Genomic DNA, 12061 nt, shown 5'->3' with positions numbered 1-12061 from the left:
CCTCCTCGTCTAGTAAACCGTTTCTTTAAAGAAGAATCCTGTATCTAACGGACGATTTACCGGTTGCATTTCTTCTATCTCTTTAAATAAATCATCTTTCACGTCATAATACGCATCACGATCTTCTACACACAAATCAATCGCCTTACGATATTTCTTCGTTACCTCAATAATGTATTCAGAACTCTTTAGGACACCATCAATTTTTAAGCTATCGACTTCAGCATCGATTAGTTCCTCTAACTCATCGATGAAACAAATATCATTCGGACTCATAATGTGAGTACCATTTTCATCTTCATAAATTGGATATTTGTTATTACGTTCTGGGTCGTATAAGAACATATTCTCTTCATACTTTTTCTTTTCGATGTCGAGATTACGCCCTTGATACTCAAAGTAGTTTCCTACTAGTGAACGCTTCGATTGGAACATGCAAGTCATACCGTGAATTTGTACTTCAAGTTCCACTTCAGCATTTTCTTTTAATTCAGCAATCTCATCTAAGCTAAGCTCACGAGCTAATACAGCGCGTTTCGCACCTCTTTGCCCCCAATAGTTACAAGTAAACCAGTTTGTTGCTGTCGTTTCTGTATTCCAGTGAAGTTGCATGTTTGGTGCAACTTCACGAACAGCCATTAATACCGCTGGATCTCCGAAAACAATCGCATCTACATTTATCTCATTTAAAAAGGCAACGTAGTCCGTTAATTCTTCCACTTTATCATTGTGGAACATTGCATTCATTGCAACGTATACTCTCACACCATTTTCATGTGCAATGTTTACAGCTTGTTTCACATCTTCACGTGAAAACTCTCCTGCCAAACGTAAACCAAACTTTTGTTCACCAACCATTACTGCATCTGCCCCTGCTTTCACAAGAGGTTCAATATCCGCCACCGCTCTAGGCGTTACTAACAATTCAGGTTTCTTCATACTTTGTCACCCTCTCTTTTTACTTACAGCCACTCCATCGCCAATTGGGAAAATCGTTGTATCGTATCCTTCATGGTTCATAAGCCATTCATTGTACGTCTTAATACGACGAATCAAACCACGCGTACGTCTATTTTCAATTTTCTCTTTTGTCGTCACAAGACCATGGTACATAACGTTATCTGAAATAATAACGCCACCAGGATTTAATAACGGTTCGTATAAGTCAAAAAAGCGACGATACTGCCCTTTCGCTGCATCAATAAAAATAACATCAAATGTTCCATGTTCTTTCACTTGTTCGCCCGTTTCTAAAGCATCACCGTAAATAACAGAAATACGGTCTGTTACTGGGGAACATTCTATATATTCAAGTGCCTTTTCATATCGTTCACGATTGCGCTCTACTGTCACAATGCGAGAGTTCGGAATAGCTTGCATCATACGAATACTAGAATAACCGATTGCTGTTCCCAGTTCTAAAATACTTTCCGGTCCAATTAAACGTAAAAATTGCAGCATAAATTCCATTCCAAGTCGATCCATAATCGGCACATGGTTTTCAGTTGCATACTCTTCCATTTCAAGAATTAATTTATCTTTTGGATCAATAAATGATAATAGGTACTCGTTAACTGCATCCTCCATAATTGGTCCTCCTTATTTACATGGAGAAGTGCCTCTATGACGCGTCAACCTTTGTCTTTTCACACATAGAATGCAATAAAAATACAAGCCAGTTTCACCCTTAGCTTGTACGTCCCGTTTTGATATTAAAAACGATTCTTCTGCCAGTTTTTAACCCGATATATTTTACCACAAAAAAGAGGGATGTGCGACCTTTTTCGCTACCCCTCCCCATTTCACTGTTTTTTCGTAATGTATTTTTGCTTTAATGAATTATGTTCTTCTAATGTTTTCGCATAATACACTTCACCACTTGGTGCAGCTAAGAAATAATAATAATCTGTTTGCGCAGGATCTAACGCTGCTTCCACTGAATGTTTACCAGAGTTTGCAATCGGTCCAACCGGCAATCCTTTCACAACATACGTATTGTACGGTGAGTTTACTTTCAAGTCTTCATATAATACACGTTGTTTATGCTTTCCAAGCGCGTATAATACCGTCGGATCCGTTTGAAGCGGCATACCTTTCGCTAAACGATTATAGAAAACACTAGAGATTTTCTGGCGATCAGTAAAGCCAGTGGCCTCTTCTTCAATAAGTGAAGACAACGTGAGAAGTTGATGAACATCCCAGTTCTTTGCTTTCATTTTCGCCTCATTTTGAACAATAATTGCATTTGTTTTCTCAAGCATCGGGATTACAATTTCTTCTAACTTCGTATCCTTTTTATAGAAAGAATACGTTGCTGGATATAAGTATCCTTCTAGTGGATATTTAATGTTGCTATCAAAAATTTTATCCGTTAATAGCTTCGGATACTTTTGCTGCATTTTTTGAATAAATGCTTTATCGTTTAATTGACGCACAACATCATCTTTATTCCACTTTAATTCCGCCGCAATCACTTCAGCAATTTCAGTTACTTGCGCCCCTTCTTTAATCGTCACTTTATAAAGAGCCGGACGATGTACGTTGCCAGATGACATTTGTTCAATGACATCGTTAGCACTCATCGAAGGATTTAATAAATATGTACCTGCTTGTAAGTTTTTTGACTTAAATTTCGTATAAAAACTAAAAACTGTACCGCTTTTCACAGCACCTTTTTCTTCTAAAATCTCACCGATTTTACTTGTAGATGACCCCTTTGGAATCTCTACCTCAATCTCTTTTTTATTCTCGCTATCAACTGGCCCTAATGCAGATGAAATATACGCATAGACTGATCCACAAACTAAAAGCAGTGCGATAATCGAAATTAAAAAAATGCGTCTACGCTTCTTCTTCACTTGATTCTCTACCAAAATTCTTCCTCCTTATTCAATTGTAGACCATATACACTTCCTCTATACAATGCCCTACAAACATAAAGCAAAACCAATCATTTCTAAATAATTGGTGACAGCTGCTCATTTAAAGCCTTTTTTTCATACAACCCGTCTTATTATACTATAAACAATTAAGTAGTTTCGACAAAAAATCTGTCATTTTGCATATGAATACAAAAAAGGCGAACTGTGTAAACAGTTCGCCTTTTTATTCATTACTATTCTTCTTCTTGCTCATCAGCAAGAGTGTTAAACATTTCTTGTACCATTTCCCACTCTTCTTCAGATTCAATTGAAAGTAATGTTCCGCCCTCATCTTCACTTTGCTCGTATGCCATTGCATCGAAGATTTGGTCTCCATCTTCGTCTACTTCACCGATTGGAGAGAAGACTACGTAAGATTTTTTGCCGAATTTTTCAGCATCAAAAGTGAAAATAATTTCACATAAATGTTCGTTTCCTTTTTCGTCTACAATTGTAATTTGATTTTCTTCCATTTTGGTCACCTCTTATTTACTATCTAAAAATCCTTGTAAGATCACGACTGCAGCCATCTTATCGATTACCTGTTTTCGCTTCTTACGGCTCACATCAGCTGAAATGAGCAGACGTTCCGCTGCCATCGTCGACAAACGCTCGTCCCACATTACAACTTCTAATTGTAACAGATTTCGCAGGTTTTCTGCAAATTGCTGGCACGCTTCACCACGAGGGCCGATTGTACCATTCATATTTTTAGGTAAACCTACTACTATTTTGTCCACATTGTACTGTTTTACCAACTCAGAAATACGGTCAAAACCAAAGTGGCCTCGTTCTTCGTTAATCCTGATTGTTTCCAGCCCTTGTGCTGTCCAGCCCATTTCATCGCTCATTGCAACACCGACTGTTTTAGTACCAACATCTAAACCTAATATCCGCATAAACTACTCCTCACGATGATGTTTCAAGTAAGACTTCACAAGCTCTTCAATTAACTCATCACGTTCAAGCTTGCGAATGATGCTTCGTGCATCTTTATGGCGAGGTATGTATGCTGGATCTCCACTTAATAAATAACCGACGATTTGGTTAATCGGATTATAACCTTTTTCTTGAAGTGCATCATACACAGTTAAAAGTACATCATTTACATGGACACTCTGTTTTTCATCTTGAATGCTAAACTTCATTGTTTTATCAAAACCGTCCATTTCAAGCACCTCACTTGTAAGTAGTAAGTATAGGGAGAAGAACTTCTCCTCTCCCTACCATTGTACACTACTATCTCTTTATTTTGAAACAGATTTAACGTACTCTTGTACAAATGCTAAAGCTTCCTCTACTTGCGCCGGGTTTTTACCACCTGCTTGAGCCATGTCAGGACGGCCACCACCGCCGCCTCCACAACGAGAAGCTACTTCTTTCACAAGTTTACCTGCATGGTAACCTTGACTAATTAAATCTTTCGTTACGCCAGCTAAAATATTTACTTTATCGTCATTTACAGACGCTAATACAACAACTACAGACTCTAATTTATTTTTAAGGTCGTCCATCATTGTACGTAAGTTGTTCATATCTGCAACATTTACTTTCGCCGCTAATACGTTCACGCCATCAACTGTCATTACTGAATCAGTTAAGTTTCCAGCTTCGATATTGCTTAATTTCGCAGCAAGAGATTCGTTTTCTTTTTGAAGTTGTTTTACTTCAGCAAATAAACCATCTACTCTTGTTAAAATATCTTTCGGATTTGTTTTCATTTTTCCTGCTGCTTCTTTTAATAAACCTACTTGATCGTTCATTAATTCATATGCAGATTTACCAGTTACCGCCTCAATACGACGTGTTCCTGCACCGATACCAGACTCAGCAACGATTTTGAAAATACCGATAGAAGCTGTGTTATCAACGTGACAACCACCGCAAAGTTCTAAGCTGTAATCGCCTACTTGTACAACGCGTACAACATCACCGTATTTTTCACCGAATAATGCCATTGCGCCCATTTCTTTCGCTTCTTCAATTGCTTTTTGAGAAATCGCAACATCAATACTTTCCCAAATTTTTTCGTTTACGATACGCTCAATTTTTTCTAATTCGTCAGCTTGTACTTGACCGAAGTGAGAGAAGTCAAAACGTAAACGTTCAGATGTTACAAGAGAACCCGCTTGGTTAACATGCGTTCCAAGTACATCTTTTAATGCTTGGTGCAGTAAGTGAGTTGCTGTATGGTTTTTCACAACGCTACTACGGTTTTTCGTATCGATAAGAGCTTTTACAGCCGCTTCTTTCGTTAATGTACCTTCTTCAACAACAACTTTGTGTAGGTTTTGACCATTTGGTGCTTTTTGTACGTCTTTTACAACAACTTTTACGCCGTCAGCAAGAAGATAACCACGGTCTGCAATTTGCCCACCGCTCTCAGCGTAGAATGGCGTTACATCAAGTATTAATTGTCCTTCTTCACCTGCTTGTAGGCTATCTGTGTACTCACCATTTTTTACAAGTGCAACAACGTTACTTTCTGTTGCAACTGTACCGTAACCAACGAATTCGCTCGCTACTTTAACCTCACCAAGTACACCGCCTTGAACTTGCATAGAGTCAACGTCTTGACGAGCAGCACGTGCACGCTCACGTTGTTTCTCCATTTCATTTTCAAAGCCTGCTTGATCAACTGTCATACCAGCTTCTTCTGCATATTCTTCTGTTAATTCAATCGGGAAACCGTACGTGTCGTATAGACGGAACGCATCTACGCCAGAAATAACAGTTGTTTTTTCTTCTTTCGCTTTTGCAATTACTTCAGCTAAAATTGATTCACCATCATGAAGTGTTTCATGGAAACGCTCTTCTTCATTCTTCACAACTTTTGCGATGAAATCTTTCTTTTCAAGTACTTCTGGATAGAAGTCTTTCATTACTTCTCCAACAACCGGTACTAATTCAAACATGAATGGACGGTTGATGTTTAATTTCTTAGAATAACGAACAGCACGGCGTAATAAACGACGTAATACATAACCACGGCCTTCGTTAGATGGAAGAGCACCGTCACCAACAGCGAATGTTACTGTACGGATATGGTCAGCAATTACTTTAAACGCCATATCTTTTTCTAAATCGCCATTACGATATTTCTCACCAGAAATTGATTCTGTTGCACCAATCATCGGCATGAATAGATCTGTATCAAAGTTCGTAGGTACATCTTGAACGATAGATGTCATACGCTCTAGACCCATCCCTGTATCGATGTTTTTCTTAGGAAGCGGCGTATATGAACCGTCTGGGTTATGGTTAAATTGAGAGAATACAAGGTTCCATACTTCTAAGTAACGCTCGTTTTCTCCGCCCGGATATAATTCTGGGTCACTAAAGTCATTACCGTAAGCTTCACCGCGGTCATAGAAAATTTCTGTATTCGGTCCACTTGGTCCTTCACCGATATCCCAGAAGTTTTCTTCTAAACGGATGATGCGTTCTTTTGGAACACCCATTTTCTCATTCCAAATTGTGAATGCTTCTTCATCTTCCGGATGAATTGTAACAGATAGTAATTCTTTATCGAATCCGATCCATTTGTCGCTCGTTAGAAATTCCCAAGCCCAAGTAATTGCTTCTTCTTTGAAGTAATCACCGATTGAGAAGTTCCCTAACATTTCAAAGAATGTATGGTGACGAGCCGTTTTCCCTACGTTTTCAATATCGTTTGTACGAATTGATTTTTGAGCATTTGTAATACGTGGATTTTGCGGAATTACGCGTCCATCAAAATATTTTTTTAATGTTGCTACACCACTGTTAATCCATAGAAGAGATGGATCTTCATGTGGAACTAGTGATGCACTAGGTTCTACTGCATGTCCTTTTTCTTGGAAAAAGTCTAAAAACATTTGACGAATTTGTGCGCCTGTTAGTTGTTTCATTGTATTTTCCTCCTTAAATATAAAAAACTCCCGCCCCTATAAAAGGGACGAGAGTTAACTCGCGATACCACCCTAATTATGAATTGATTATTATAACAATCAATTCATCACCTCATGGTGCCGTAACGTGGCAAGACGGCAGTGATTAGCTGCTCTCAGGATTAGCTTTCTGTTACCCTTCATTTAAAGCTTCTTTCAGCCAGTGGAAGCTTCTCTCTACAAATGGACTGTAACGTACTTGTTCCGTCATTGATTTAATGTATTATATGACTAAATATAATAGAATTCTCTTAAGTTTGTCAATGTAGATAATCATTTATATTGTATCAATTGCTTATTAATCATAGCTATTCTACTATTCATTCTTAACAGCCTTTAAATATATTATGCATTTATTACTAAATAGGAATCTCCTCATAAAAAACACCTTATACAATTTTCTAAATATTACATTTTTTGTTATAATTAAATTATTAATAATGAAGGAGCGATCACAATGACAACCTTATTGAACAAAGCTAAAAACATGTTAACTACGGACGAAACTATATTGTTTTACGCAGCATGCTCATTAGATATATTTATATATCGTTCCATCGCAAGGCCAGGACTGTTAATCTTAACGAACAAAAGGCTCTTCTTTTACGGACCAGATTTAAGCAAAAACCCAATATTTGAAGAGTACTCTTTCGCAAAAATTTCTAATCTAAAAGAACAGAAACGACTTTTTAGTAATCAAATTGTATTTATGTATGATGATGAATGGAAAAAAATAAAACATATTCAAACAAATGATGTGAGCGGGATTGTTCAACAAATAAAAGAACAACTCTCTAAATAACCATATTATTAGCCCTCTATCTCTATAGATAGAGGGCTTTCACATTAAATATCTTCTCTTTTCCAAAGAGGCCTCACATGAACGACCACTGTACGAATAACAGCTAAAATTGGAACCGATATTAGCAATCCTACAATCCCGGCTATCTCTCCTCCAACTAGTAATGCGAGCATAATAATAACGGGATGCATACGAAGCGACTTACCAACGATGTAAGGCGATAAAATGTTACTTTCCAAAAATTGCAAAATAGCAATCGTAATCCCCGCCTTAATGAGTAAACTCGTTGATACCGTTGCCGCAATCATCAACGTCGGAATCGCCCCTAAAATAGGACCAAAGTATGGGATTATATCCGTTACCCCAATAATAATGCCGAGTAATAACGGATATTTCATACCGATAAACCAAAAAGAAAGAACAGATACTCCCCCTAATACTAAGCAAACAAATAACTGTCCTCGAATATAACTTCCGAGTGACTTATCAATTTCTTTCGCAAGCATTTGACCCGTACTACGCCACTTACTCGGAACTATTTTCCAAAAAATGTGATAAAACTCACCGTAATCTTTTAATATGTAAAATACAATGAACGGAATTAAGAAAATAATGAGCAATGAATCCAATACACCACGAGCTGTGCTCATAACCTTATTTAAAAGCGTTTGTATCTTCATTTCTACACCAACGAAAATTTGCTTTACCTTTTCATGAATAAATGATGGGAAATTCGCTGTTTGTTCTGTAACTCCATCCATCCAAGAATCGTACATTTTTGTAAACTGCGGAAATTGTTCATTAATTTCTTGTAACTGTTTAATAACAACTGGCGTCCCTTTATAAATTCCATAGCCAATTCCGCCAAAGAAAAGAATATAAATGAGCAAAATAGCAAGTGTGCGTGGCATTCCTTCCTTATGGATTTTTTCAATTAAAGGGTGCAATAAATAAGCAATAAAACAAGCAATAAGAAACGGTGTGATCGCCACTTTAAATACAAAAATAATCGGTGCCCATAGTGGCTTAATTTTTAAAAAGACCAGCAAACAAAGAAAAACAAGTAACAATAATCCTAAACGATATATCCAAATGATTTTAAGATTCTTCACACGAAAAACCTCCTCTACCTTTATTTTGAAAATAAATAGGTTAGGTTATGTGCAAAAGTTTTAAAATCTTTTTATACAGACCATACTGTTTTTTAAAGACGTACATATATTTAACATAATAAGGACAACCACCCATGAGAATACAGGACGTAAAAATATATTCTGGAGGGCTAATGATGGTTTTATTTATGCTCGTATTATCAGCACTTTTTATGATTCTTGAATGGATTTGTATTGGGTTCGGTATTTGGAAAGGTTTCTTTATTCATTCCTCGCGAAAAGAAAGAGCCAAGCACTTATGGCATTATGGAATGCTTGGCGTTGGATGTTACGGTTTATCTTATCTCTTCTCTGAAATCGGACTTTTATATTTGCATACAAGTGCATAAAAAAACTCCCTTATCATGAAGGGAGTTTTTTACGTCTTATAAATAAGACTTAATCATCTTACGTGCTTTTTTCACATTGCGTTTTGAGAATACATCTTGTTTGCGGGCATATTGATATGCTGCAGCTCCAACACCTAATGCGATTAATGAATTGCGTAGATTCAAGGTAAATCCCCCTTTTCGTTATCCGATCGTTCTTTCATTATCATCAAATAAATCATCAAGAGAGCTTAATGAACCATCTTCCTCTACTTGATGTGTATGGATCTTCCCCTTTGAAACCGATAATTCGATATAACAGTTCCAGCAATAAAATTGGTTGACACCTATTTTTCCGATGTCTTTCCCTTTACAATTTGGACAACTGAACATATGGCTTTCATCTCCTTACAGTCTCCCAGATTCTATTCGCCATTATGTCCAAACTGCATTCATTTATACATTGCTAGAGCCTTTCAACGTTATACGTTTGAAAGTTTCACTATATAATTTCACCTTGTTACATGAAATCATACGGTGAAATGTTTTCCACGTCCATTTCTTCACCATTAACCGTCACCATTTGCACTTCTCCTTGTGATTCTTGCAATCGACCAGCTAAAGTCGTTTGACGCATTGCATCATCAAGGCGATTTACACCGGATTGAAAAGCTGCTTCCTCCCCGCAAATAATAAGGAATTTCTTACTCCTTGTAATACCCGTGTAAATTAAATTACGACGTAACATACGGTAGTAGCTCTTTACAATTGGCATAATAACTATTGGGAATTCACTACCTTGCGATTTATGAATCGAGCAGCAATAGGCATGCGTAATTTGATTTAAATCCGGCTTTGTATATGTTACTTCAATTCCATCAAATGAAACGATAATCATATCTTGTTGCTCGACATTTTCTTTCGCATAAAATACCGAAACAATTTCTCCAATATCACCATTAAACACTTGGCTTTCCGGCTGATTGACTAATTGAAGTACTTTATCACCTCTCCGGTATACAACGTCACCGTAAGCAATTTCTTTACTCTTTTCTTTTTTCGGATTAAACACTTCTTGAAGAGCTTCATTTAACACATTAATACCTGCTGGTCCGCGGTACATTGGTGCCAATACTTGTACATCTCTTGCACTAAAGCCTTTTGTCTTAGCATTTTCACAAACCTTTTTAACAACCTCAACAATTTGAGCACCTGCACAGCTGATAAATGAACGATCTTTTTTATTTTGTGCTAAATCTGGCGGGAGCGTCCCGTCTTTTATCGCATGGGCAAGCTGAATAACAGACGAACCTTCTGCCTGACGATAAATTTCTGTGAGTTTTACCGTTGGAATGGCACCTGCATTTAATAAATCTTTCAACACTTGTCCAGGTCCTACCGATGGTAATTGGTCTTCATCACCTACAACGATTACTTGGATGTTCGTCGGCAAGGATTTAAACAATTGATTTGCCAGCCAAATATCTACCATCGAAAATTCATCAATAATAAGGAGCTTTCCTTGAACAGGGTCTGTTTCATTGCGCTGGAAAGACCCTTCTGGCGTCCATCCAAGCAGACGATGAATTGTGCACGCCGGAAGCCCCGTCGATTCACTCATTCGCTTCGCTGCTCTTCCTGTTGGAGCCGTTAATAGTATTGGAAATGGATTGTCATCACTATATTCATTTAGATTTAGTGATAGCCCGTGCAACGACGCATACATTTCAACAATTCCTTTAATAACTGTGGTTTTCCCCGTTCCTGGTCCACCTGTTAATAACATCATCGGCTTATGAAGTGCAGTTTGAACTGCTTCTTGTTGAAGCGGTGCATACTGTACCTTTAACTGTTCTTCAATTTCACCTAATGTCTTTAACACTTCTGCTTCAGGAAATGCGGGGGTTTCCTCTTGATTCATAAGCCTGCGAATGGACTTTACAACGCCTTTTTCAGAGTAAAATAACGAAGCTAAATACACACGCTCTTCTTCTATGATGACTTTCCCTTCACTTTGCATCATTTCAACGCAACCTACAATATCTTCCTCAGTCACTCTGCCTTCTTGATTATTTAAAAGTGACATCGTTTCCCTCACAAGTTGACCTTTTTCCATATAAACGTGACCGAGTTGTAATGAAATATTCTCTAACGTATAAAAACACCCTGCACGTACACGGTCTTCATGATTGCCCGTTATTCCTATTGCACGCCCTATATCATCTGCTCTTCCAAATCCAATTCCGTCCACTTCTTCAATAAGTTTATATGGATTATTACGAATCACTTCTAATGTCATCTCTTTATATTGCTGATAAATTTTAATAGAAAGTTTTGTTCCAAAACCGTAACCATTTAAAAAGCTCATCACTTTCTCTAGCCCTTGATGCTCAATAATCGTCTCATATATTTCCTGTGCTTTTTGCTTGTTTACAACACCATTTAACGCATCCGGATCATCCATAATTTTAGAAATAGCATGCTCACCGAGATGATCAACGATTTTTTCAGCTGTACGCTTTCCAATCCCTTTAAATAAATCGCTCGCTAAATATTGCACCATGCCTGCTTTCGTTTGCGGCAATTCTTTCTTAAACGTTTCAACTAAATATTGTTTCCCATACTTTGGGTGGTCTTTAAAGTGACCTGTTAATGTAAACACTTCATCTTCGTGCATACGGGGAAAGTGACCGTTTATCATCACTTTTTTTTCGTCATATGTTTCATTCGTTTCAATGATTTTCATACTGACAACGGAATAGAGGTTTTCTTCGTTGTGGAAAATGGTATGAAGAACTTGCGCTTTTATAAATTTTTTCTCTTCCTCAAACAAATCCATTGCATGTTGATTTCCCATCTTTCCTCTCCTTCCCGAATTCTTTTCACTTTAATGAGCAGTACATCCCCCACCTCTTTCACAATCTTTAGA

General features: G+C 37.4%; 13 protein-coding genes and 1 other annotated feature. Of the genes, 2 read left to right on the top strand and 11 right to left on the bottom strand.

What is annotated here, in order from left to right; all coding sequences use genetic code 11:
* Positions 1 to 9: 9 nt before the first annotated feature.
* The 7 genes from QCI75_RS05355 to alaS form a co-directional block, all read right to left on the bottom strand.
* A complete protein-coding gene (locus QCI75_RS05355; protein WP_353760052.1) occupies positions 10 to 939 on the bottom strand; it encodes a peptidase U32 family protein in 930 nt (309 codons plus the stop codon).
* 6 nt (positions 940 to 945) lie between these two features.
* Complete coding sequence (locus QCI75_RS05350; RefSeq protein WP_002122686.1) at positions 946 to 1587, bottom strand: O-methyltransferase; 642 nt, start codon at positions 1585 to 1587, stop codon at positions 946 to 948.
* 215 nt (positions 1588 to 1802) lie between these two features.
* On the bottom strand, positions 1803 to 2873 hold the full coding sequence (mltG, locus tag QCI75_RS05345; protein WP_144504023.1) for an endolytic transglycosylase MltG: 1071 nt from the start codon (positions 2871 to 2873) through the stop codon (positions 1803 to 1805).
* 242 nt (positions 2874 to 3115) lie between these two features.
* Positions 3116 to 3394, bottom strand: a complete 279-nt coding sequence (locus QCI75_RS05340; protein ID WP_002015279.1) for a DUF1292 domain-containing protein — start codon at positions 3392 to 3394, stop codon at positions 3116 to 3118.
* Positions 3395 to 3406: 12 nt separating this feature from the next.
* Positions 3407 to 3820 (bottom strand): Holliday junction resolvase RuvX, encoded by a 414-nt coding sequence (gene ruvX / locus QCI75_RS05335; RefSeq protein WP_001221204.1) that lies wholly within the window; start codon positions 3818 to 3820, stop codon positions 3407 to 3409.
* A 3-nt stretch (positions 3821 to 3823) separates the two neighbouring features.
* A complete protein-coding gene (locus QCI75_RS05330; protein WP_000348590.1) occupies positions 3824 to 4090 on the bottom strand; it encodes an IreB family regulatory phosphoprotein in 267 nt (88 codons plus the stop codon).
* Between the two features lie 78 nt (positions 4091 to 4168).
* Positions 4169 to 6811 carry an alanine--tRNA ligase gene (gene alaS, locus QCI75_RS05325; RefSeq protein ID WP_353760050.1) on the bottom strand — a complete coding sequence of 881 codons (2643 nt, stop codon included), beginning with the start codon at positions 6809 to 6811 and terminating at the stop codon, positions 4169 to 4171.
* A 40-nt stretch (positions 6812 to 6851) separates the two neighbouring features.
* Positions 6852 to 7070, bottom strand: a binding site (T-box leader).
* A gap of 237 nt (positions 7071 to 7307) precedes the next feature.
* Between alaS and QCI75_RS05320 the strand changes: the two genes are divergently transcribed.
* Positions 7308 to 7652 (top strand): PH domain-containing protein, encoded by a 345-nt coding sequence (locus QCI75_RS05320; RefSeq protein ID WP_144504019.1) that lies wholly within the window; start codon positions 7308 to 7310, stop codon positions 7650 to 7652.
* A 44-nt stretch (positions 7653 to 7696) separates the two neighbouring features.
* Here QCI75_RS05320 and QCI75_RS05315 read toward each other — a convergent pair whose 3' ends face one another.
* Positions 7697 to 8764: an AI-2E family transporter gene (locus QCI75_RS05315; protein WP_353760049.1), complete on the bottom strand. Its 1068-nt coding sequence runs from the start codon at positions 8762 to 8764 to the stop codon at positions 7697 to 7699.
* A gap of 176 nt (positions 8765 to 8940) precedes the next feature.
* On the opposite strand from QCI75_RS05315, the gene QCI75_RS05310 reads away from it, so the two are divergent.
* The gene (locus QCI75_RS05310; RefSeq protein ID WP_144504015.1) at positions 8941 to 9153 is read left to right on the top strand and encodes a hypothetical protein; all 213 of its coding nucleotides are present in this window, start codon (positions 8941 to 8943) and stop codon (positions 9151 to 9153) included.
* Between the two features lie 36 nt (positions 9154 to 9189).
* On the opposite strand, the gene QCI75_RS05305 is transcribed toward QCI75_RS05310, so the two are convergent.
* The 3 genes from QCI75_RS05305 to recD2 form a co-directional block, all read right to left on the bottom strand.
* The gene (locus QCI75_RS05305; RefSeq protein WP_002015286.1) at positions 9190 to 9318 is read right to left on the bottom strand and encodes a YrzQ family protein; all 129 of its coding nucleotides are present in this window, start codon (positions 9316 to 9318) and stop codon (positions 9190 to 9192) included.
* An 18-nt stretch (positions 9319 to 9336) separates the two neighbouring features.
* Complete coding sequence (locus tag QCI75_RS05300; protein WP_002015288.1) at positions 9337 to 9525, bottom strand: hypothetical protein; 189 nt, start codon at positions 9523 to 9525, stop codon at positions 9337 to 9339.
* 127 nt (positions 9526 to 9652) lie between these two features.
* The gene (gene recD2, locus QCI75_RS05295) at positions 9653 to 11989 is read right to left on the bottom strand and encodes an SF1B family DNA helicase RecD2 (protein ID WP_002122699.1); all 2337 of its coding nucleotides are present in this window, start codon (positions 11987 to 11989) and stop codon (positions 9653 to 9655) included.
* Between the last annotated feature and the right edge of the window lie 72 nt (positions 11990 to 12061).

This window comes from Bacillus cereus group sp. RP43 (assembly GCF_040459645.1).
Taxonomy (GTDB): domain Bacteria; phylum Bacillota; class Bacilli; order Bacillales; family Bacillaceae_G; genus Bacillus_A; species Bacillus_A mycoides_C.
Note: the sequence above shows the minus strand (reverse complement) of the source record. Positions and strands in the feature narration are given on the sequence as shown.

What these genes read in the sequence shown, in the direction of transcription:
- QCI75_RS05355 (WP_353760052.1), bottom strand. Translation starts at nt 939, where the DNA reads ATGAAGAAACCTGAATTGTTAGTAACGCCTAGAGCGGTGGCGGATATT.
- QCI75_RS05350 (WP_002122686.1), bottom strand. Translation starts at nt 1,587, where the DNA reads ATGGAGGATGCAGTTAACGAGTACCTATTATCATTTATTGATCCAAAA.
- QCI75_RS05340 (WP_002015279.1), bottom strand. Translation starts at nt 3,394, where the DNA reads ATGGAAGAAAATCAAATTACAATTGTAGACGAAAAAGGAAACGAACAT.
- ruvX (WP_001221204.1), bottom strand. Translation starts at nt 3,820, where the DNA reads ATGCGGATATTAGGTTTAGATGTTGGTACTAAAACAGTCGGTGTTGCA.
- QCI75_RS05330 (WP_000348590.1), bottom strand. Translation starts at nt 4,090, where the DNA reads ATGGACGGTTTTGATAAAACAATGAAGTTTAGCATTCAAGATGAAAAA.
- alaS (WP_353760050.1), bottom strand. Translation starts at nt 6,811, where the DNA reads ATGAAACAACTAACAGGCGCACAAATTCGTCAAATGTTTTTAGACTTT.
- QCI75_RS05320 (WP_144504019.1), top strand. Translation starts at nt 7,308, where the DNA reads ATGACAACCTTATTGAACAAAGCTAAAAACATGTTAACTACGGACGAA.
- QCI75_RS05310 (WP_144504015.1), top strand. Translation starts at nt 8,941, where the DNA reads ATGGTTTTATTTATGCTCGTATTATCAGCACTTTTTATGATTCTTGAA.
- QCI75_RS05300 (WP_002015288.1), bottom strand. Translation starts at nt 9,525, where the DNA reads ATGTTCAGTTGTCCAAATTGTAAAGGGAAAGACATCGGAAAAATAGGT.
- recD2 (WP_002122699.1), bottom strand. Translation starts at nt 11,989, where the DNA reads ATGGGAAATCAACATGCAATGGATTTGTTTGAGGAAGAGAAAAAATTT.